Source organism: Acidovorax sp. Root568 (assembly GCF_001427445.1).
Taxonomy (GTDB): Bacteria; Pseudomonadota; Gammaproteobacteria; order Burkholderiales; family Burkholderiaceae_C; genus Acidovorax; species Acidovorax delafieldii.
This window is the reverse complement of the sequence record NZ_LMGP01000018.1, coordinates 186,563-208,194: the sequence shown is the minus strand read 5'-3', so window position 1 is coordinate 208,194 and position 21,632 is coordinate 186,563. Positions and strand designations below refer to the sequence as shown.

The window sequence follows — 21,632 nt, the reverse complement described above, 5'->3', positions numbered from 1 at the left end:
CTGCCTCAGTCGAGCTTGAGGTTGCGGTCCTTGACCAGCTTGGCCCAGCGCGCCGTGTCTTCCTGGATGAAGCGGCCGAGCTCCTGCGGCGTGGTGGGCGCGGGCTCCGCACCCTGCGCCACCAGCGAGGCGGTCACCTCCGCGTCGGCCAGCGAAGCGCGCAGCACCTTGCTGATTTTTTGCACCGCCTCCGCCGGCGTGCCCGTGGGGGCGAACAGGGCGTACCAGATGTCGTACTCGAAGTCCTTGAGCCCCGCCTCGGCCATGGTCGGCACCTGCGGGAAGGCGCGCGAGCGCTTGGCGCTGGCCACCGCCAGCGGCACCAGCTTGCCCGCCTTGATGTGCGCAGCCACGCTGGGCACCGCATTGATGCCCAGCTGCACATGCCCGCCCGCCAGCTCGTTCACCGCCGGGCCGCCGCCCTTGTACGGGATCTGCACCATGCGCGTGCCGGTGGCCGCCTGGAACATCTCCATCGACAAATGCCCCGGGCTGCCGTTGCCGCTGGTGCTGTAGTTCAGGCCGCCAGGGTTCTTGCGCGCCAGCTCGATGAGCTCCTGCACCGTGCGAACCTGCAGGCTCGGGTGCGTGGTGAGAATGGGCACGTTGACCACCACCCGCCCCACCGGCACGAAGTCGCGCGACGGGTTGTACGTGAGCTTGCTGGACAGCAGCGGCGCCGTCACCATGCCGGAACCTGCGCCCATCAGCAGCGTGTACCCGTCGGCCGGCGCCGAGGAGACCGCCTGGAAGCCGTGCGCACCGGGCCGGTTGTCGATGACGACAGGCTGCCGCCACTGGTCCGACATCTTGCGTGCCACCACACGCATGGCCGTGTCCGCAGCTGCCCCTGCTGGAAACGGAATCACGATGCGCACGGGCTTCTCGGGGAACTCGGCCGCGCCCGCGATCAGCGGGTGGCACAGCATGAAGGAACACAACAGCGCGAGCGTTTGCGGCATGCGGGACATCCAGGGAATCATGCGGTGCTTGTTATCAGAAATCATGGCGAACTCCCGCGCCAATGGCGCGCACGGACACATTGCTGCGGCTCGAATCGACGCCGTCGCGGTCGATGAAGGCCTGCAGCTCGGTGCGTTTGGACAGGGCATAGGTATAGGCTACCTGCTGGCGCTTGCGCAGGCCGCGCAGCGACGCCTGCACATCGCGCTGCATCACGTTGACGACGATGGCGTGCTGGCCAGCTGAAAAGCGGGTGCCCACCAGCCAGTAGTCCACATCGGCGCGGGTGGTGGCCGACGTCCTGGCGTACGTATCGCGGCCCAGCAGCACATAGGGCTCGATCGCGCCGAAGTCGTAGCGCACGCCGGCCTGCCATTTGCTGGAGAACTCGTTGGCCAGCAGTACACCGGGGCGCGTGTCCTTGCCGTAGCCGATGCCTGCCGACCAGGGCCCGTCGGCATAGTTGAGGCCCAGGTCCAGCGACTTGGCGCCGTTTTCCTGCTCAGGCGTCTTGGCATCGCCGCGCAGGTAGTAGCGCGCCCGCAGGTTGACGCCGCCCCAGGCGGGGCTTTGGTAGCCGATGGCGTTGGACGTGCGGTTGCGCGCGTTCAGGATGGAGGTGCCGATGGCCGTGGCCCCGGCATCGTTGGCGGCGAACGAGGTGATGCGCGTGACTTGCGAGTACAGCGGCGAACCGGTCGGGTTGGCGGAGTCGAGCCGCCCCAGCGCCACCGTGCCCAGGCTGCCGCGCAAGGCGGCATAGCTGTTGCGAAACGCTGGCGTGGTGGCGGCGCCGGAGTCGGCTTCGAGCCCCATCTCCAGGCCGAACAAGGCGGCCAGGCCATCGCCCAGGTCTTCCTTGCCGCGAAAGCCCAGGCGGGATGCATTGTCGCGCTCTTCCGTGACGGAACCGGCGTTGCCGGTCTTGACATTGTTGACGGTGAGTCGCACCTGGCCATAGACCTGCAGGTCCTGTGCGGCAGCGGGCCCCGCAGCCGAAACGGAAAGGCCGCAGGCGGCCAGCGCGAAGGGAAATGAGCGCCTCATGAAATCTTGCTCCTTGAAGGGGTGGTGCCAGGTTGGCTGATGACGCCGCCGATTCTGTGGAGCGAGGTGCTTGGCCACAACGCTATGACGAACGCTGATGACCCTATGCAATAGGCCGCAGGTTTGCGCTGTCGTGGCAGCAGTGCAAAGATGCAGGCCGGCTGCCTGCATACCCGAACGTCTGCCCCTTCTCCATCCCATGAACTTCAAGCAACTCGAGGCCTTCCAGGCCATCATGCTCAGCGGCTCCACCACCGGCGCGGCCGAGCGCATGGGGCTGTCGCAGCCCGCCATCAGCCGTTTGCTGGCGCAGCTGGAGGAAGACCTGGCCCTGCGTCTGTTCGTGCGCGAAAAAGGCCGCCTGAGTCCCACGGCCGAAGCCCATGCGCTGCTGCACGACGCCCAGGTGCTGATGGACTCGGCGCAGTGCTTTCGCCGCCATGCCGAACAGTTGCGCCTGGGCGGCTTCAAGCGGCGCCTGCTGAAGGTGGCGGTGCCCAGCACGCTGGCCACCACGCTCATGCCGGTGCTGGCCAAGCGCTTCATGCAGGCGCACCCGGACGTGGTGCTGGAGGTGCTGTCAGGCTCGTACAACGACACGGAGCGCGCGCTGCTGAGCCGCGATGCGGACATCGGCCTGGTGCGCCTGCCCATGGAAATGCAGGGACTGAGCACCCGCGCCAGCCTGGACTCCGAAGCCGTGTGCATCATGCCCCGGGGCCATGCGCTCGAAGGCCTGGCAGAGGTCAGCCCCACCGACCTGATCGACGTCAGCCTGATCCTGCTGGGGCGCCAGCGGCAGATCCGCCACGACATCGACATGGCCTTTCGCCAACGGCGCGTGCAGCCGCGCGTGGCGCTGGAGGTGCACTCCATCAGCGAGGCCTGCGCCCACGTGGCCCAGGGGCTCGGGGTCTCGATCGTGAACGCCTTGCTGGCGCAGCACTGCCCGTACGAGGCGATCACGTCGCGCCCGTTCAGGCCCCGCATCGCCTACCAGCTGGGCATCGCCACGGTGAACAACGCACCGGCTTCGCCGTTGCATGACACCTTCACCCGGCTGCTGGTGGAGGCGATGGAAGCGCCTTCCCCCGCCGTGGCATTGCCTTCAGCTCTCTGAAACTGGCGCGCCCCTCGCCAGTGCACCCGTGGAACTGGCTTCGCCAGGCCACCGGGTGCGTCCCCCTCCCGCGCAGCGAGAGAGGGGGAAGGCGCCGCAGGCGACTCAGGGGGTGCGGCCTTAAATCGCCACGAGGTTGCGAATGCCCTTGGCTTCCATCTCGGAGCCCGGCCCGCGGGCGATGACCTCGCCGCGTTCCATCACCAGGTACTCATCGGCCAGTTCCTGCGCAAAGTCGTAGTACTGCTCGCACAGCAGGATGGCCATTTCTCCCTGGTCGGCCAGCATGCGGATCACGCGGCCGATGTCCTTGATGATGCTGGGTTGGATGCCCTCGGTGGGCTCGTCCAGGATGAGCAAACGCGGGCCGGGGGCCAGCGCGCGGGCAATGGCCAGCTGCTGTTGTTGCCCGCCCGACAGATCACCGCCCCGGCGCTTGAGCATCTGCTTGAGCACGGGGAAGAGTTCGTACAGGTGTGCAGGCACCGGCGTCGATCCGCTTTTGTAGGCCAGGCCCATGCGCAGGTTTTCTTCCACGGTCAGGCGGCCGAAGATTTCGCGGCCTTGCGGCACAAAGCCGATGCCTGCGCGCGCCCGGTCGTAGGGCGTGGCTTTGTCGATGGGTTTGCCGTCGAAGCTGATGCTGCCGCTCTTGATGGGCACCAGCCCCATGAGGCTTTTGAGCAGCGTCGTCTTGCCCACGCCGTTGCGGCCGAGCAGCACGGTGACCTTGCCCGGGGTGGCGGTGAGGCTCACGTCACGCAGGATGTGGGAGCCGCCGTAATACTGGTTGATGTTCTGGACGGTGAGCATGGTGACTTAGGGTTTTTTAGCCTCTAGCGCCCGTTCTATAAGCGCTGACAGCTATATTTTTGATAGTGAATACCTTCACCGACCGAGGTACACCTCGATCACGCGTTCGTCAGCCTGCACCTGGTCGAGCGTGCCTTCGGCCAGCACCGATCCATCGCACAGCACCGTCACTTTTTCGGAGATGGTGCGGATAAAGCCCATGTCGTGCTCCACCACCATCAGCGAATGTTTGCCCTTGAGCGTGAGGAACAGCTCCGCCGTGCGGGCAGTTTCTTCGTCGGTCATGCCCGCCACGGGTTCATCGAGCAGCAGCAACTTCGGGTCCTGCATCAGCAGCATGCCAATTTCGAGCCACTGCTTTTGCCCATGGCTCAGGTTGCCTGATTGCCGCGTCACGCTGTCGGCCAAATGAATGGTGTGCAGGACCTCGGCCAGGCGGTCCGACTGTGCGGAGTCGAGCTTGAAGAACATGCTGGACTTCACGCCCTTGTGGGTCTTGAGCGCCAGCTCCAGGTTCTCGAACACGCTGAGCTGCTCGAACACCGTGGGCTTCTGGAACTTGCGGCCGATGCCCAGGCTCGCTATCTCGGGCTCGTTGTGGCGCAGCAGGTCGATGGTGGAGCCGAAGAACACCGAGCCTTTTTGCGGCCGTGTCTTGCCGGTGATGATGTCCATCATCGTGGTCTTGCCTGCACCGTTGGGGCCAATGACGCAGCGCAGCTCGCCGGGGGCAATGTCCAGGCTCAGGCCGTTGATGGCCTTGAAGCCGTCAAAGCTCACGTGCACGTCTTCCAGGTACAGGATGCGGCCGTGGGTCACGTCCACTTCGCCCGGCGTGGCGATGCGCGAGAAACCTGCCGCGCGGCCGCCCGACTCGGTCTGGCCCAGTGCGACGGGCGCCAGCGTCTTCTGCAGCCGCCGCGCGCCTTCTTCCATCAGATCGGGCGTCATTGCGCGGCTCCCTTCGTTGTTGTCATTTTTGCCTTGAGCTTCTTGACCAGCCCCACCACACCGTCGGGCAGGAACAGCGTGACCGCAATGAACAGCGCGCCCAGAAAGTACAGCCAGAACTCCGGCGCCGTCACCGTGAGCCAGCTCTTGGCACCGTTGACGATGAACGCCCCCACGATGGGTCCGATGAGTGTGGCGCGCCCGCCCACGGCCGCCCATACGGCGATCTCGATGGAGTTGGCGGCGCTCATCTCGCCGGGGTTGATGATGCCGACCTGGGGCACATACAACGCCCCCGCCACGCCGCACATCATGGCGCTGATGGTCCAGATGGTGAGCTTGTAGGGCAGCGGCGAATAGCCCGAGAACATGACGCGCGTTTCGGCATCGCGCACGGCCTGCAGCACGCGGCCAAACTTGCTGCGCACCAGCCAGCGCGCCAGCAGGAAGAAGCCCAGCAGCGACAACCCCGTCAGCACGAACAGCGTCATGCGCATGTTCTGCGTGGCAATCGGCGTGCCCAGGATGCGCTTGAAGTCGGTAAATCCGTTGTTGCCGCCAAAGCCGGTTTCGTTGCGGAAGAACAGCAGCATGGCCGCATACGTCATAGCCTGGGTGATGATGGAGAAGTACACACCCTTGATGCGCGAGCGGAAGGCGAAGTAGCCGAACACAAACGCGATCACGCCCGGCACGGCCACGATGAGGATCAGCGTAGCGATGAAGCTGTCGGACAGCGCCCAGTGCCAGGGCAGCTCCTTCCAGTCCAGGAACACCATGAAGTCCGGCAGGTCGCTCTTGTAGTTGCCGTCGCGGCCGATCTGGCGCATGAGGTACATGCCCATCACGTAACCGCCCTGCGCAAAGAACAGGCCGTGGCCCAGGCTCAGGATGCCGGTGTAGCCCCAGATGAGGTCCATGGCCAGCGCACAGATGGCGTAGCACATGATCTTGCCGAGCAGCGCCACGGCGTAGTCCGACAGGTGGAACATGCTGCCTGCGGGCACCCAGAGGTTGAGCACGGGTGCCACGGCGCACACCACGATGAGCGCCACGATAAAGGCCGACCAGCCACCGCGCGTGAGCAGCGGCGCCGGTGCGGGCAGTTGGATGTTGGGAGAGGTTGGCGTAGTCATGATCAGTCGTCTCTGGTGCTTCAGTCGGCCGTACGCCCTTTGACCGCGAAGATGCCCTGGGGCCGCTTCTGGATGAAGATGATGATGAACACCAGCACCGCAATCTTGGCCAGCACCGCGCCCGCCCAGCCTTCGAGGAACTTGTTCAGGATGCCCAGGCCCAGCGCGGCATACACCGTGCCCGCCAGCTGGCCCACGCCGCCCAGCACCACCACCATGAAGGCATCGACGATGTAGCTCTGCCCCAGGTCCGGCCCCACGTTGCCCACCTGGCTCAGCGCGCAACCCGCCAGGCCCGCAATGCCTGAGCCCAGCGCAAAGGCCATGGTGTCGATGCGCGCAGTGTTCACGCCCATGCACGAGGCAATGGGGCGGTTCTGCGTCACACCACGCACGAACAGGCCCAGGCGCGTGCGGCCGATCAGGTAGCCCATGCCCAGCAGCACGGCGATGGCAAAGCCGATGATGACGAGGCGGTTGTAGGGCAGCGTGAGGTTGGAGAGCACCTGCACGCCACCGCTCATCCACGCGGGGTTTTCCACACCCACGTTCTGCGCGCCAAAAATCGTGCGCACCAGTTGCATCAGCACCAGGCTGATGCCCCAGGTGGCCAGCAGCGTCTCCAGCGGGCGGCCGTACAGAAAGCGCAGCACGCCGCGCTCCAGCACCGCACCCACGGCGGCCGAGGCGCCAAAGGCCAGGGGCAGCGCAGCGACCAGGTACCAGTCGAACGCACCCGGAAAATACTTCTGGAAGATGCCCTGCACCACATAGGTGGCGTAGGCGCCGATCATCATCAGCTCGCCGTGGGCCATGTTGATCACGCCCATCAGGCCGTAGGTGATGGCCAGGCCCAAGGCGACGAGCAGCAGGATGGAGCCCAGGCTGATGCCCGAGAACGCGGCGCCCAGGCGTTCGCCCCAGGCGAGCTGGCCTTCCATGGCGCGCAGTGCGGCCTGCAGTGCGGCCTTGACCTTGGCGTCTTCTTCGACCGTGACGCGTTCGTTGAGCAGCAGCCGCGTATCCGGTGTGGCGCTGAGCGACAGTGCCTGGGCGGCCGCGATGCGTTGTGCGGGGTCGTCGCTGCCCAGCAGCGTGGCGGCGCGCGCCAGCTCCAGCTGGGTCTTGATCTTGTCGTTGGTTTCCTGCGCCAGTGCCTTGTCGAGCAGGGGCAGTCGGCCTGCATCCGGCTCCTTGGTCAGTGCCTTGGCGGCGGCCATGCGCTGGGTTTCGTCCTTGCCAAACAGCGCCAGGCCCGCCAGGGCCGTGTCGATCTCGCCGCGCATGCGGTTGTTGTTGATGATGTCTTCGGCATCGGCTGGCACAGGGACCTCGGCGCCAGTGACAGGGTCGATGCCCTTGTCATCGCGCACGATCAGCGCCTTGCCGTCGGCCACCTTCACCGCGTCGTCGGCCAGCGCCTGCAAGAAGGCAGCGGTGCGTTCGCTGGGCTCCACCACGGCCTGCTGCACGGCGGCCACACGGTCGTCGGTGTCACCAGCGGCCATGGCCAGGGCCTGCTCAGCGGTGAGTGCTTGTGCCTGCGCAGTTGCGTAGAGCAAGAGGCAGACAATGAGGCGAGATACGAAAGAGAAATTCATGGAGGGGCCAGTCGGTCAATATGCAAAGGCCCATGCAGAGGGCAGGGCCTAGACCAGGGCCCCCGCGCAAGGGCCGCCCCGCCGCGCTGGGGGCGTCCCCCTCCCACGCGCAGCGTGAGAGAGGGGGAAGCGGCGTAGCCGCTCAGGGGGAGATCACTTCTTCTCGGGTTCGTCTTTTTTCTTGTCGTTGCCTTCGATGTAAGGAGACCATGGCTTGGCCTTCACGGGGCCGGGGGTCTTCCACACCACGTTGAACTGGCCGTCGGCCTTGATCTCGCCGATGAACACGCTCTTGTGCAGGTGGTGGTTCTTCTCGTCCATCTTGGAGACGATGCCCGACGGTGCCTTGAAGGTCTGGCCGGCCATGGCGGCAATCACCTTGTCCACATCGGTGCTCTTGGCCTTTTCAACCGCTTGCTTCCACATGTTGATGCCGATGTAGGTGGCTTCCATCGGGTCGTTGGTGAGCGGCTTGTCCTTGTGGCCGGCAATGCCCTTGGCCTTGGCGTAGTCGCTCCACTTCTTGATGAACTCGGTGTTGGCCGGGCTCTTGATGGACTGGAAGTAGTTCCAGGCAGCCAGGTGACCCACCAGCGGCTTGGTGTCCACACCACGCAGCTCTTCCTCGCCCACCGAGAAGGCGACCACGGGCACGTCCTTGGCCTTCAGGCCGGCGTTGCCCAGTTCCTTGTAGAAGGGCACGTTGGAGTCACCGTTGATGGTGGAGACCACGGCCGTCTTGCCGCCCTGGCTGAACTTCTTGATGTCGGCCACGATGGTTTGGTAGTCAGAGTGGCCAAACGGGGTGTACTTCTCGTCGATGTCGCTGTCCTTCACGCCCTTGCTCTTGAGGTAGGCGCGCAGGATCTTGTTGGTGGTGCGGGGGTAGACATAGTCGGTGCCCAGCAGCACCCAGCGCTTGGCGCTGCCGCCGTCCTTGCTCATCAGGTAGTCCACCGCAGGGATGGCCTGCTGGTTGGGCGCGGCGCCGGTGTAGAACACGTTCTTGGACAGTTCTTCACCTTCGTACTGCACGGGGTAGAACAGCAGGCCGTTCATTTCTTCCACGACCGGCAACACCGACTTGCGCGACACCGAGGTCCAGCAGCCGAAGATGACCGAGACCTTGTCCTGGCCCAGCAGCTGCTTGGTCTTTTCGGCGAACAGGGGCCAGTTGGAGGCCGGGTCTACCACCACGGGTTCGAGCTTCTTGCCCAGCACGCCGCCCTTGGCGTTGATCTCGTCGATCGCCATGAGCACGGTGTCTTTCAGCACGGTCTCAGAGATGGCCATGGTGCCCGACAGGCTGTGCAGGATGCCGACCTTGATCGTGTCCTGGGCGTGGGCTGGCAGCGCAGACAGGCCAGCGAGCGTAGCGACGGCCGCGAGGGCCTTGAGGGAATAACGACGTTGCATGTGTGCTTCTCCGGTGGTGGTTTCAATCAGGAAATCAATCAAACCGCTTCGCCCGGTGGGCCCCGGTGTGGAGCCCCTGTGGATCGGGCGATGGAATGGATTCTGGAGAGCGGGGCCGGTTGGCGAAATACGCCGGGTGGCGTACACGCCCCGCTGCGAGCCCGCATCACACGGGGGCCGTTGCGAGGCGACTCACCACCCCTGATGCACGCCACAGGCGCACAAGGGCAAGGATGGCATTCACTATGAAAACAATAGCTGTTACGGCATATATCACTAGCGCTACCAGCCCATTTCATGCAAAAACCTTGGCCTGCAAAGGTTGTGGGGCCTCCGTAGAATCCAAGGGTTTTCCCTAGTCTTGCGCGCCTGACCCCATCGGCCCCGGTGCTGCCCTTTAGTCCCTCTGCGCTCCATGAACCTCCCCCTGCTGGCCCTGGCCATTGCCGCTTTTGGCATTGGCACCACCGAATTCGTGATCCTGGGGCTGCTGCCCGAAGTGGCAGGTGACCTGTCCGTCTCCATCCCCGCCGCCGGCATGCTGGTGTCGGCCTACGCACTGGGCGTGGCTGTGGGTGGACCGCTGCTGGCGGTGGCCACCGCGCGCTGGCCGCGCAAGACCACGCTGACCTGGCTGATGGTGCTGTTCATCGTGGGCAATGTGGGTTGCGCGCTGGCCTCCAGCTATGCGTGGCTGATGGTGGCGCGCGTGGTCACCTCGTTCTGCCACGCCGCGTTTTTTGGCATTGGCGCCGTGGTGGCCGCCAGCGTGGTGGAGCCCCACAAGCGCGCCCAGGCCATGGCGCTGATGTTCACCGGACTCACGCTCGCCAACGTGCTGGGCGTGCCGCTTGGCACGCTGCTGGGCCAGCACCTGGGCTGGCGCTCCACCTTCTGGGCGGTGGTGGTGATTGGGGTGCTGGCCGTGGCCGCCGTGGTGCGCTGGGTGCCACACCTGCGCCACCAGATCAGCGGCAGCGCGCTGGGCGAGTTCCGCGTGCTGCGCATTCGCCAGGTGTGGCTGGCGCTGGCGGTGAGCGTGCTCGCATCCACCAGCATGTTCACGCTGTTCACCTACATCACGCCCATCCTGCGCGACGTGACCGGTGTCTCGCCCCAGAACGTGAGCGGCGTGCTGCTGCTGTGCGGCGTGGGCCTGACCATTGGCAACCTGCTGGGCGGCCGCCTGGCAGACTGGAAGCTGCTGCCCTCGCTGATGGGCATCTTTGCCGTGCTGGCGGGGGTGCTGGCAGCGTTTTCGTTCACCAGCGTGTGGCTGTGGCCTGCCGTCATCACCGTGGTGGTGTGGGGCATGGTGTCGTTCTCGGCGGGCACGCCGCTGCAGGCGCGGGTGGTGTCGCAGGCGGGCGACGCGCCCAGCCTGGCGTCCACGCTCAACATCGGCGCATTCAACCTCGGCAATGCCATTGGTGCCTGGCTGGGGGGCGCGGTCATCACGGCCGGGTGGTCGCTGCAGACCATTCCGCTGGTGGCGGCCGCCGTCACGCTGAGTGCGCTGGCGCTCACGGCCTACATTGCCTGGCTGGACCGGCAGCCCACGCACAAGGCTCCGGCGCTGGTCGACTGCAAAGCAGCCTAAGCCGTTTCGGCGCGCTCGAACGCCACATAACCGTCTTCGATGGCAGGCAGGATCTGCAGCACCTCGAAATACGGCACGGTGAGCAGGGGGGAATCGCGCAGCCGCTCCATGAAGTCGTAGTGCTTGAGCGGGTCATCGGTTTCCACCAGCATCAGGTCGCTGCAGGGCGCTGCGAAGGCCTCGGCATCGAAGTGGCGCAGGCGCAGGGCTCCCTGGTAGCGGGGCAGCAGGTCATGCAGGTGCGCCTCACCCAACTCACGCCTTTGCTCACGGGGCAAACGCAGCCACTCGGGCAGTGCACGCAGGTGGATGAAGAAGGCATAACGGGTTGCCATGGGGTGATCTCCTGGGGTCGATGAGAAGACAGGTGTTGAGCCAGCGGGCTTGGATCAAGCCGTGCGCAGCAGGCGGGCCAGCAGCCCGGGCGCCCAGCGCTGCAAGTGCCAGGCCGCGCGCGCCTTGCCGATGCGGATGTCGGTGTGCCCCGCCATCAGGCCGCGGACCAGTGCCTGTGCAGCGACATCGGCAGGGATCTTGCCGCGCCCTCGGCCCCGGGTCATGGGCGTGTCCACCAGCGGCATCACAGCGTGAACCACCCGCACTGGGCTGCCTTGCATCTGCACCCGCAGCGCCTGGGTGAACAGGTCCAGCCCCGCCTTGGTGGCGCTGTAAACCGCCGCCGTGCGCTTGGGGCAAGAGCCCAGCACCGACCCGACATTGACCACCCATGCGCGCTGCTGGGCCTGCAAATGGGGCAGCAACGCACGCGTCAGCGCCATCGGCGCCAGCAGGTTGATCCCGACCTCCGCGCGCATGTCCTGTGCCCTGTAGCCGGCATCGTCCACCCGCAGATCGTGCTGGATGCCTGCGTTGTTCACCAGCGCGCCAATATCGGGATAGCGCAGCAGCCACTGCGCCGCCAGGCCGTCCATCTCTTCGATGCAGGACAGGTCGGCCACCCAGGGCTCGATCAGTCCATGGGCATCTGCCAGCGCCTGCAGCGGCTCGGCCTGCCGTGCCACGGCCAGCACCGGCACGCCGCACCGTGCCAGCTCCAGGGCCAGCGCCCGGCCAATGCCCGAGCTGGCGCCGGTGACGATGGTGCGTGGCAAGGCGCCTGCGGGCGCGGCCTGGCGTGCGGTGGTGGGGGTGCGAGCGTGTGACATGGGCCGCACTCTAGGCACGGCTCCGTCCGTCGTCATCAACCCAGGTTAATTGGCGAACGAAGGAGGCTCTCACCCCCAGGCGCGGCGGAAACTTCGCCACGCTGCCACGCGGCATACTGCGCGCCATGGCCCCCATCCAGCACCCCGCCTTCTGGTCGCTCCTCACACAGGCGGCGGGCACGCAGGCCCTGCCCGACTGGGCCACGGCAGAGCGCGCCATCACCAAGCACGCAGTACAGGCAGGCGGCACGGTCTTTCTGCAGGGGGTACAGCACCCGTATGTTTACGCGGTTCAAGCAGGCTTGTTCAAGCTGAGCTACCTGCAGGATGACGGCACGGAATGGATCAAGTCGTTTGCCGAAGAAGGACGTTTTTTTGCCAGCGTATCCGCCCTGCAGCCTGGCGGCCGCACGGCCTTCATGGTGACGGCCATCGAGCCCGCCACCCTGGAGCGCATCGACCACGGCGTGCTGCTCGCGCTGGCCGAACGCCACCTGCCCTGGGCAAAGGCGCTGTACCAGCTGACCCTGGTGTACGCCGCACGCAAGGAGGCGCGTGAGCGCGAACTGCTCACCCTCACCCCCGAGGGCCGCTACCGTGCCTTCCTGGCATCACACCCCAACCTGGCGCTGCGCATCCCGCAAAAAGACCTGGCCCGCCACCTGGGATTGACGCCCGTCGGGCTCAACCGCATTGCCGTGCGCGTGCGGCGCAGCGTCACATAGCCGACATTCGCCAGCAGCGCAGCGCTGCACAGTGGCGCTAGGATGGCCCCCTGCCCTTGCCACGCGGTGATTGCCATCGAAGGCGCCGGCGTGCACTTTCTCAACCGCTCAGGACAACCCATGGTGAAACGACGCACAGTGCTTCTCGGTGGCGCCGCAACAGCCGGCGCGCTGGTCATCGGCTGGGGCGTGGTGCCCCCGCGCCAGCGGCTGCACACCGCGCAGCCCCTGCCCCGGGGCACGGGCCAGGTGGCGCTGAATGGCTGGCTCAAGGTAGCCGCCGACAACACGGTGACGGTGATGATGGCCAAGTCCGAAATGGGCCAGGGCGCGCACACCGGGCTGGCCGCCATCCTGGCGGAAGAGCTGGACGCCGACTGGGCCCAGGTGCGGCTGGAGATGGCGCCCATCGACGACATCTACAACAACCTGGCCACGGTGGTGGACGGCCTGCCGTTCCACCCCGACAACGACGGCTCCATCAAGGCCGTGGCGGGCTGGCTGACCGCCAAGACCATGCGCGAAGTGGGCGTGATGATGACTGGTGGCTCCAGCAGCATCAAGGACCTGTGGCGCCCCATGCGCGAGGCCGGTGCCCACGCCCGCGCCATGCTCATCAACGCAGCGGCCGTGCAATGGAAGGTGCAGGCCGCCGAATGCAAGGCCAACGCTGGCGTGGTGGAACATGCGGCAGGCCAGCGCGCCACGTATGGCGAGCTGGCTGCACTGGCGGCGCAGCAGCCGCCACCGGGCAAGGTGCCCCTCAAGGCGCCTGCTGAATTCAAGCTGATCAGCAAGCCGCTCACCCGCATCGAGGCGCCCTCCAAGCTCGACGGCAGTGCGGTATTTGGCATCGATGCCCACCCGCCCGGCCTGCTGTACGCCAGTGTGGTGATGTGCCCCACGCGGGGCGGCAAAGTGGTCCAGTTCGATGGCGCAGCCGCGCAAAAAATGCCCGGGGTGAAGGAGGTGCTGGCCGTAGCGCCGTACCACGGCGGCACTGGCGGCGTGGCCGTGATTGCCGACACGCCCTGGCACGCCAAAAAGGCCGCCGCCGCAGTCAGCGTGCAGTGGGACCATGGCCCCGCCGCCACGCTGTCGAGCGCCGCTGTCATGACCCAGCTGACCCAGGCGCTGGACCAGGCCCAGGGCTTTGGCTACCACAGCGTGGGCGATGTGGACCAGGCCCTGCAAGGCGCTGCAACCACCCTCACTGCCGACTACCGCGCGCCTTACCTGGCCCACGCCACCATGGAGCCCATCAACTGCACCGTGCAGTTCAAGGATGGCGCGGCCAGCGTGTGGACATCCACCCAGGTGCCGGGCCTGGCGCGCATGGCGGCCGCCAAGGCCCTGGGCATCGACGACACCAAGGTGACCGTGCACCAGCTGCTGCTGGGCGGTGGCTTTGGCCGGCGGCTGGAGGTGGACTATGTGGCCCAGGCCGCCGCCATTGCCAAGGCCGCGGGCGGCATACCGGTGCAGACGCTGTGGTCCCGCGAGCAGGACCTGCAGCACGACTTCTACCGCCCGGCCTGCGTGGCCCGGTTCAAGGCCGGGCTGGACGCACAGGGCCAGCTGGTGGCCTGGCACAACGTGTCGGCAGGCCAGGCCATCGTGCCGCAGGTGCTGGCCCGCACCTTTGGCCTGCCGGGCGCCGGGCCGGACAAGACCGCGTCCGAAGGCGCGTTCGACCAACCCTACGAGTGGCCCCACGCACGCATTGCCCACGAGATCATCGACCTGCCGCTGCCCGTGGGCTTCTGGCGCTCGGTGGGGCATTCGCACCAGGCGTTCTTCAAAGAGAGTTTTGTGGACGAAGCGGCCCACGCCGCCAAGAAGGACCCGGTGGCGTTCCGCGCCGCGCTGCTGCAAAAACACCCGCGCCACCTGAAGGTGCTGCAAAAGGCGGCCGAGTTGGCGGGCTGGGGCCAGCCCTTGCCGCCCGATGCGTCGGGCGTGCAACGGGCGCGCGGCGTGGCGCTGCACCAGTCGTTCGGCTCCATCGTCGCGCAGGTGGCCGAGGTGTCGGTGGGTGCCGACAAGGCCATCCGCGTGCACCGCGTGGTGTGCGTGATCGACTGCGGTGCGGCCATCAACCCCAACCTCATTGCCCAGCAGATGGAAAGCGCCGTGGTCTATGGCCTCACCGCTGCGCTGTGGGGCGAAGTGACGATCAAGGATGGCCAGGTGCAGCAGAGCAACCTGCACGACTACCCCTTGCTGCGCATGGCCGACTGCCCCCGCGTGGAGACCCACATCATCGCCAGCGCCGAGCCCCCCGAGGGCGTGGGCGAGCCCGGCGTGCCGCCCATTGCACCCGCCGTGGCCAATGCCTTGTTTGCCCTCACCGGCCAGCGCCTGCGCGCGCTGCCGCTCAAGCTCAGCTGACCCGACGCACCGGAGCCCCCATGACCACGACCCTGAACCTCAACGGCAAACCCGTCGCTGTCAACGCCGAACCCGACACGCCCCTGCTGTGGGTGCTGCGCGGCGAACTGCAGATGAACGGCACTAAGTTTGGCTGCGGCATGGCGCTGTGTGGCGCCTGCACGGTGCACCTGAACGGCGAGCCGGTGCGCGCCTGCATCACGCCCCTGTCGGCCGTGGGCAGCGCCCAGGTCACCACCATCGAGGGCCTGCAAGGCCCCGAAGCCTCTGCACTGCGCACCGCATGGACCGCAGTGGATGTTGCGCAGTGCGGCTACTGCCAGAGCGGGCAGCTGATGTCGGCCTGTGCCCTGCTGAAGAAAACGCCGCAGCCTACCGATGCCGACATCGACGCCGCCATGTCGGGCAATGCCTGCCGCTGCGGCACCTACCCGCGCATCCGGGCGGCGATCCACCAGGCTGCGCGCGGGCCTCAGGGCTGAGAGATCCCCCCTCCCAGGTCGAGCGAAACCTGCTCGACCACGCCCCCTTTTTCGGGCGGCATGTCGGCGCAGTACACGGCATTGCGCCCTGTGCCCTTGGCTTGGTAAAGGGCCTGGTCGGCACGGTTCACCAGCTCTTCAAAATTCATCCCCGAGCCCTTGTACAGGGTGGCTACGCCAATGCTCACGGTGACGGCCACCTCCTGCCCTTCGTCGCCCACGCACACCAGCAAGGACTCGACCTCGCGGCGCAGCGACTCTGCCACTTGCAACGCGCTCGCGCTGTCGGTCTCGGGCAGCACGACGACAAACTCCTCGCCCCCAAACCGCGCGACGATGTCCACACCGCTGCGCTTGTGCCCAGCACACACCTGGGCCACGGCGCAGATCACGCGGTCGCCCGCCAGGTGGCCGTACAGGTCGTTGACGGTCTTGAACAAATCGATGTCTGCCACCAGCACGGACATCGGGTGCCCAAAACGCTCCGTGCGCTTGTATTCCTTGGCGCCCAGCTCCATCAGCGTGCGGCGGTTGGACAGGCCCGTGAGCGAGTCGTTGGCGGCCAGCCGCTCCAGCGTGGCGTTGAGCTGCTGGAGCAGGCGGTTCTGCTCGGTGAGCTGCTGGTTGATCTGGGCGATCTCGGTCTCGCGGCACTTGCGGTCGTGGATGTTGAACGTGACGCCGATCAAGCGCTTGCCGGGCGTCTCGCTGTGGCCGTCCATGATGCGGCCATAGTTGGCAAACCAGATCCACTCGCCACTCTTGGAGCGCAACCGGAACTCACACCGGTACTGCGGCGTGACGCCTGTCAGGTGGTCGGCCACGGCCTTGCGCACGGTGTCGATGTCGTCGGGGTGGAACAGGCCGTAGATGTCCTGCACGCCCGAGACGATTTCATCCTCGGAGAACCCCAGCTCTTCAAACGTCTTGGTCGCCTTGCGCGTGACGTTGCCGGTGATGAGGTCGTTCTCCCACAGGTCGAGCCCGGCGGCCTCCAGGGCCAGCTCCAGCCGCTCCTTGTTCAGGTCCGCCTCACCCATGGCCATGACCACCTTTTTTCACAGCGTTCCGTTTCTCTCGTGCGTCGGTGCGGGCTTCAGGGCTCAGCCGGGCGGCATGCCACCCGCGTAACCGATATTGCGCAGCAGCGCGGCAAACGATGCCACGACACCAGGGGTGTCGTAGAGCTGGGGCGCTGTCTGCACCGCAATCACGCTCACCTGGTTGCCGGTGCTGCGGCCCGTTTTAGGGTCGAAATACTGGGCCAGGTCGTCGCTGGCGTTGGAGAACCCACGACCCGTGCTCTCGGAGTAGTAGCAGATCGAGTCGGGTGCAATGATGTCGGGGGTGGTGCTGGCCGCCGAATACATGATCAGGTTCTCGTTGAGGTTGTAGAGGTAATGTGTCTCGGTGCTCTGGGCCGGGTCGGATGCATTGTCCAGCCGGATGATGCCCGAGTCCAGCGACGCGCTGGACGTGGACTGGCTGACCGAGGTGATGAAAAAGTTGGTGACCACGGCGCGCGCGGCACGGCCGGTGAGGTTCTGGATGCCCGCCGCCACGGCCTGGGTGCTCAGCGGCGTGACCGCCTGCAAGAGCTGCAGGCCCAGCTGGCGTGCCTGCTCCAGCGTGCCCGGAATGTAGCTGCCCGACAACGCGAACTGATTGCCCGCGTTGGAGGGCCACATCGCAATGCCCGAGTACCCGCCAAAACCTCCCACCACCCCGCCCGCCAGCGACTCGATGCCCGACGCCGTGGCGGAGCCCAGCACCGCGTACTCCGCCGCCACAAGCGTGGACGCATCGCTGGCCAGCACGGCGGGACTGGGCGCTGGCCCGGAAGGGGCGGTGAAGGTGGTCTGGGGCAGCTCAGGCACGGCACGGCCTGCGCCATCGCCGTTCACCACCCAGATGCTGCCGCCCGACATGGCCGCGCCAATCAGCGGCACCAGCGAATTGATGGGCCCGATCTCCACCGGGATGAAGGCGCCTGGCTGCATGCCGGTGTACGCCTGCATCACGGCCACGGTGTTGCTGATGGAGTTCTGCACCGCCGTGAGGGTGAGGTTGTCGGCCGCGTCGGGCGAACCCATGATGGCCAGCACACAGGCATTGGTGGCGCCGTCGTAGTCCTGCACCTGCACCGTGCCCGTGTAGCCCTGGTCTGCCAGCTGCTGCACGATGGCGCAGGCGTCTTGGTAACTGCCACCACCGCCGCTGGCCAGCACGGCCGCCCCGGTGGCAATCGCCTGGAAATCGGTCAAGCCATAGAAATAGACATTGCCCATCGGGCCCCCCTCTCTTATTTGGATGAAAAGCACGATATCCGAGCCCCGTCGAAAGTCAATGACCGGGATACCACGGGGGGATCGGCACCACGGCAGGGCCTGCACTCTGGTTTACGGCGGCATCATCGCCTATGCTGTGCACCAAGTTGTTTTCCGCTACCCCCACCATGAGCACCCCCGAAAAATCCCCCGTTTACGGCACCGAAGACCTTTTGATCAGCCTGTGCAACTCCGTCACCCGCGTTCTGGGCGTGGCTACACACAGCCAGATCCACTACTCCGGCATGGTGCAGCGCATCAGCAAGACCTGCCTGAAACCCGACATTGGCTGCTTTGTGCTGTTTGACGGCGGCTTTTCGGGGCTGGTGATCATCAATTTCTCAGGCCAGGCGGCGATGGAGCTGTACGCCAACTACCTGCTGAACATGGGCATGTCCAAGGACGACCTGGTCAGTTCGTACACCTCCGACGAGGTCAGCAACGTGATGGGCGAGCTGATGAACCAGGTGGTGGGCGACTTCACCGGCAAGGTGCGCCGCGAACTGCAGACCCACATCACGCAAAACCAGCCCAAGATGCTGGTGCTGAACAAGCAGGTGCAGCTGTCGGTGGACGCCAACCTCGACAAGCCCGAGGCCCGGCGCGTGACCTTCTACACCAGCAACAACAACATCTTCTACCTGGAACTCGCCATCGACCGCACCGAGTTCATCAAGCTCTACGACTTTGAAGCCCAGGAAGCTCCCGACCCGGACGCGCTGATGGCCCAGTCGCAAGAAGCGCCGCCCGTGCCCGCCCCACCGCCAGCCGGCCAGGACGACACGGATGCGCTGCTCAAGTCCCTGGGCATGTAGAAACACTACAAAAAAGATAGCTGCCAGCGCATAATTTACTAGCGCTTGCAGCCATTTTCTCTTCAAAACACGGGGGCAGACGCTCCACCAGCACCTGCCCCGGCATTCACTGCCAGCCGTAGCGCCGCACGTACCAGCGCTTCATCACGGTCGTCAGCAGCACGTAGCCCGCCAGAATCCCCACCAGCCACGGAAAGTAAGCCAGCGGCAGCGCCTGCAGCTTGAAGTGCCCGGCCAGCGGCCCCATGGGGATGAAGATGCCCACCGCCATGATGAGCACCGTGGCCGCAAGCAGCGGCACCGAGGCCACGCTTTGCACAAAGGGCAGCTTGGGGGTACGGATCATGTGCACGATCAGCGTCTGCGTGAGCAGCCCCACCACGAACCAGCCCGACTGGAACAGCGTCTGCGCCCCGACGTTGTTGGCACCAAACACGTGCCACATGACGGCGAAGGTGGTGATGTCGAACACCGAGCTGATGGGCCCGAAGAACACCATGAAGCGGCCGATGTCGCCCGGGTTCCACTTCAGCGGGTTGCGGATGAGCTCCTCGTCCACGTTGTCGAACGGAATGGCGATCTGCGACAGGTCATACAGCAGGTTCTGCACCAAGAGGTGCAGCGGCAGCATGGGCAAAAAAGGCAGGAACGCACTGGCCACCAGCACCGAGAACACGTTGCCGAAGTTGGAGCTGGCCGTCATGCGGATGTACTTGAGCATGTTGCTGAAGGTCTTGCGCCCCTCCATCACGCCCTCTTCCAGCACCATCAGGCTTTTCTCCAGCAGGATGATGTCGGCCGCCTCCTTGGCAATGTCCACCGCGCTGTCCACGCTGATGCCGATGTCGGCCGCACGCAGCGCGGGGGCGTCGTTGATGCCGTCGCCCATGAAGCCCACCACATGGCCGCCCGCGCGCAGCGCGCGCACCAGCCGCTCCTTGTGCAGTGGCGAGAGCTTGGCAAACACGTTGTGGGTGTCGGCCGCGCGCGCCAGGGTGGCGTCGTCCATGGCGTCCACGTCCTTGCCCAGCAACACGCCCTGCACCGCCAGGCCCACCTCGCGGCAGACCTTGAGCGTCACCAGCTCGTTGTCGCCGGTCAGCACCTTCACGGCCACACCGTGCGCGGCCAGCGCCTTGAGCGCAGGGGCGGTGGATTCCTTCGGTGGGTCCAGAAACGCCACGTAGCCGATCAGCGTGAGGCCCGATTCATCGGCCACGCTGTACACCGTCTGCTGGGGTGGCGTCTCCTTCATGGCCACGGCGACCACGCGCAGGCCTTCGTTGTTCAGGCCGCGCGTCACCTCCAGCACCCGTGCGCGCAGGGTGGCGTCCAGCGGCAGGTCTTGCGCGCCGGTGTCCTCCACCACGCGCACCTGGGTGCACACGTCCAGCATCTCCTCCACTGCGCCCTTGCAGATCAGCTCGTGGTGGTCGTTGCGCTCGCTGACGATGACCGACATGCGCCGGCGCACGAAGTCGAACGGCACCTCATCGACCTTGCGGTAGTCCTGCGCCAGGCGCAGGTCGGTCTGCAGCTCTACATGCTCCAGCACGGCGTGGTCCAGCAGGTTCTTCAGGCCGCTCTGGTAATGGCTGTTGAGGTAGGCAAAGGCCAGCACCTCGTCGCTGTTGTGGCCGAACACGTCGGTGTGGCGCTCCAGAAAGATCTTGTCCTGCGTGAGCGTGCCGGTCTTGTCGGTGCACAGCACGTCCATGGCGCCAAAGTTCTGGATCGCGTCCAACCGCTTGACCACCACCTTCTTGCGCGACAGCAGCACGGCCCCTTTGGCCAGCGTGCTGGTCACGATCATGGGCAGCATCTCGGGCGTGAGGCCCACGGCCACCGACAGCGCGAACAGAAACGCCTCCAGCCAGTCGCCCTTGGTAAAGCCGTTGACCACCAGCACGATGGGCACCATGACCAGCGCAAAGCGGATCAGCAGCCAGCTCACGCTGTTGACGCCTGCCTGGAACGCTGTGGGCGTGCGGTCGGTGGCCGTGACGCGGGTGGCCAGCGTGCCAAAGTAGGTGTGGTTGCCCGTGGCCACCACCAACGCCGTGGCCGAGCCCGAGACCACGTTGGTGCCCATGAACAGCAGGTTGGTGGCCTCCAGCGCACTGGTGCCGGGCTGGCTGCGCTCGGCAAATTTTTCGACCGGCAGCGATTCTCCCGTCATGGCCGACTGGCTCACGAACAGGTCCTTGGCCGTGAGCACGCGGCAGTCCGACGGGATCATGTCGCCCGCCGACAGCACGATGTGGTCGCCCGGCACCAGCTGGTGGATGGGCAGCTCGCGCGGCGTGGATGCGGCCTCCGCGCCGCTGCGGCGCAGCACCGTGGCGGTGTTGCTGACCAGCGACTTGAGGCGCTCGGCCGCGCGGTTGGAGCGGCCCTCCTGCACAAACCGCAGCAGCGTGGAGAGCACCACCATGGCCAGAATCACGACGGTGGCCTCGTGGTCCTCGGTGAGGTACGAGATCAGTGCCAGCACCGTGAGCAGCACGTTGAACGGGTTCTTGTAGCAGTGCCACAGGTGCAGCCAGGCGGGCAGCGGCTTTTCGTGCTCCACCTCGTTGGGGCCGTGCTGGGCCAGGGCGGCGGCAGCCTGGGCGTCACTCAGACCCGCAGGGTCAGACTGCAGGCGCTCGATCAGTGCGGGCAGGTCATCGCTGGCGGCGCGCTGCAGCTCGCGGCTGAGCAGGTCGGGCGAGGTGGCGGGGGTGGGCGCGCGGCCCAGGGTCAGCGTGTCCAGGATCAGCCGCCGCGCAAAGTGGCGCGTCACATGGCGGGTGTGCAGAAAGCGGTCGAACAGGTGGTGCAGGAAGCTCATGGCGGTCTCCCTAGCAGCAAGCGCTGACGGCGTTGCGCGTCACGGGCAGTGGTGCCGTGTGCGCAGAAATGTTGATGAAACGGAACATGGTGAGTCACTCCTTCTGGCCGGCAACGGCCAGAGGCGTGAGGCTCACGCCGTCACGCGAGCCATCGCCCCGGGCCCTGGGCCTGGTATGCAAAGTTCAATGGGGATGTGGTGTGGGGCGGCGCTTCGGAGCGCCTGCGCGGGTCTGGGTCCATGGGG

18 protein-coding genes are annotated in these 21,632 nt (G+C 66.1%); 6 read left to right on the top strand and 12 right to left on the bottom strand.

The window, feature by feature from the left end:
- Positions 1-5: 5 nt before the first annotated feature.
- Together ASD75_RS18855 and ASD75_RS18850 are read right to left on the bottom strand one after the other, a co-directional pair.
- Positions 6-971, bottom strand: coding sequence for a tripartite tricarboxylate transporter substrate binding protein (locus ASD75_RS18855; protein ID WP_056747718.1), 966 nt, complete (start codon positions 969-971; stop codon positions 6-8).
- Between the two features lie 25 nt (positions 972-996).
- Positions 997-2,010, bottom strand: a complete 1,014-nt coding sequence (locus ASD75_RS18850) for a porin (RefSeq protein ID WP_056747359.1) — start codon at positions 2,008-2,010, stop codon at positions 997-999.
- Between the two features lie 199 nt (positions 2,011-2,209).
- Here ASD75_RS18850 and ASD75_RS18845 point away from each other — a divergent pair, with 199 nt between their 5' ends.
- Positions 2,210-3,130, top strand: a complete 921-nt coding sequence (locus ASD75_RS18845) for a LysR family transcriptional regulator (RefSeq protein ID WP_056747358.1) — start codon at positions 2,210-2,212, stop codon at positions 3,128-3,130.
- Positions 3,131-3,250: 120 nt separating this feature from the next.
- Here the strand turns inward: ASD75_RS18845 and urtE are convergent, their stop codons facing one another.
- The 5 genes from urtE to urtA all read right to left on the bottom strand — a co-directional run bounded on the left by urtE (position 3,251) and on the right by urtA (position 9,047).
- Positions 3,251-3,943, bottom strand: coding sequence for an urea ABC transporter ATP-binding subunit UrtE (gene urtE, locus ASD75_RS18840; protein ID WP_056060636.1), 693 nt, complete (start codon positions 3,941-3,943; stop codon positions 3,251-3,253).
- Between the two features lie 75 nt (positions 3,944-4,018).
- Complete coding sequence (gene urtD, locus ASD75_RS18835; RefSeq protein ID WP_056747357.1) at positions 4,019-4,894, bottom strand: urea ABC transporter ATP-binding protein UrtD; 876 nt, start codon at positions 4,892-4,894, stop codon at positions 4,019-4,021.
- Positions 4,891-6,030 (bottom strand): urea ABC transporter permease subunit UrtC, encoded by a 1,140-nt coding sequence (gene urtC, locus ASD75_RS18830; RefSeq protein ID WP_056747356.1) that lies wholly within the window; start codon positions 6,028-6,030, stop codon positions 4,891-4,893. Before urtC ends, urtD begins: the two co-directional genes overlap by 4 nt.
- Positions 6,031-6,050: 20 nt before the next feature.
- Complete coding sequence (urtB, locus tag ASD75_RS18825; RefSeq protein ID WP_056747355.1) at positions 6,051-7,631, bottom strand: urea ABC transporter permease subunit UrtB; 1,581 nt, start codon at positions 7,629-7,631, stop codon at positions 6,051-6,053.
- A 153-nt stretch (positions 7,632-7,784) separates the two neighbouring features.
- A complete protein-coding gene (gene urtA / locus ASD75_RS18820) occupies positions 7,785-9,047 on the bottom strand; it encodes an urea ABC transporter substrate-binding protein (protein ID WP_056641426.1) in 1,263 nt (420 codons plus the stop codon).
- Between the two features lie 415 nt (positions 9,048-9,462).
- On the opposite strand from urtA, the gene ASD75_RS18815 reads away from it, so the two are divergent.
- Complete coding sequence (locus ASD75_RS18815) at positions 9,463-10,647, top strand: MFS transporter (RefSeq protein WP_056747354.1); 1,185 nt, start codon at positions 9,463-9,465, stop codon at positions 10,645-10,647.
- On the opposite strand, the gene ASD75_RS18810 is transcribed toward ASD75_RS18815, so the two are convergent.
- Both ASD75_RS18810 and ASD75_RS18805 read right to left on the bottom strand, forming a co-directional pair.
- Entirely contained in the window at positions 10,644-10,982 is a 339-nt protein-coding gene (locus ASD75_RS18810; protein WP_056747353.1) for a darcynin family protein, read from the bottom strand. The genes ASD75_RS18815 and ASD75_RS18810 overlap by 4 nt on opposite strands.
- A 54-nt stretch (positions 10,983-11,036) precedes the next feature.
- Positions 11,037-11,813 carry an SDR family NAD(P)-dependent oxidoreductase gene (locus ASD75_RS18805; protein ID WP_056747352.1) on the bottom strand — a complete coding sequence of 259 codons (777 nt, stop codon included), beginning with the start codon at positions 11,811-11,813 and terminating at the stop codon, positions 11,037-11,039.
- Between the two features lie 125 nt (positions 11,814-11,938).
- On the opposite strand from ASD75_RS18805, the gene ASD75_RS18800 reads away from it, so the two are divergent.
- From ASD75_RS18800 to ASD75_RS18790, 3 genes are all read left to right on the top strand, one after another.
- The gene (locus tag ASD75_RS18800) at positions 11,939-12,538 is read left to right on the top strand and encodes a Crp/Fnr family transcriptional regulator (protein WP_056747351.1); all 600 of its coding nucleotides are present in this window, start codon (positions 11,939-11,941) and stop codon (positions 12,536-12,538) included.
- Positions 12,539-12,658: 120 nt separating this feature from the next.
- Entirely contained in the window at positions 12,659-14,929 is a 2,271-nt protein-coding gene (locus ASD75_RS18795) for a xanthine dehydrogenase family protein molybdopterin-binding subunit (protein ID WP_056747716.1), read from the top strand.
- 20 nt (positions 14,930-14,949) lie between these two features.
- Positions 14,950-15,411: a (2Fe-2S)-binding protein gene (locus ASD75_RS18790; RefSeq protein WP_056747350.1), complete on the top strand. Its 462-nt coding sequence runs from the start codon at positions 14,950-14,952 to the stop codon at positions 15,409-15,411.
- Here the strand turns inward: ASD75_RS18790 and ASD75_RS18785 are convergent.
- Together ASD75_RS18785 and ASD75_RS18780 are read right to left on the bottom strand one after the other, a co-directional pair.
- Positions 15,402-16,457, bottom strand: coding sequence for a sensor domain-containing diguanylate cyclase (locus ASD75_RS18785; RefSeq protein ID WP_235511657.1), 1,056 nt, complete (start codon positions 16,455-16,457; stop codon positions 15,402-15,404). The genes ASD75_RS18790 and ASD75_RS18785 overlap by 10 nt on opposite strands.
- 57 nt (positions 16,458-16,514) lie before the next feature.
- Positions 16,515-17,699, bottom strand: a complete 1,185-nt coding sequence (locus tag ASD75_RS18780; RefSeq protein WP_056747349.1) for a DUF917 family protein — start codon at positions 17,697-17,699, stop codon at positions 16,515-16,517.
- 167 nt (positions 17,700-17,866) lie between these two features.
- On the opposite strand from ASD75_RS18780, the gene ASD75_RS18775 reads away from it, so the two are divergent.
- Positions 17,867-18,553 carry a DUF3334 family protein gene (locus tag ASD75_RS18775; RefSeq protein ID WP_056062049.1) on the top strand — a complete coding sequence of 229 codons (687 nt, stop codon included), beginning with the start codon at positions 17,867-17,869 and terminating at the stop codon, positions 18,551-18,553.
- A 106-nt stretch (positions 18,554-18,659) separates the two neighbouring features.
- Here the strand turns inward: ASD75_RS18775 and mgtA are convergent, their stop codons facing one another.
- A complete protein-coding gene (gene mgtA / locus ASD75_RS18770) occupies positions 18,660-21,386 on the bottom strand; it encodes a magnesium-translocating P-type ATPase (protein WP_056747348.1) in 2,727 nt (908 codons plus the stop codon).
- Between the last annotated feature and the right edge of the window lie 246 nt (positions 21,387-21,632).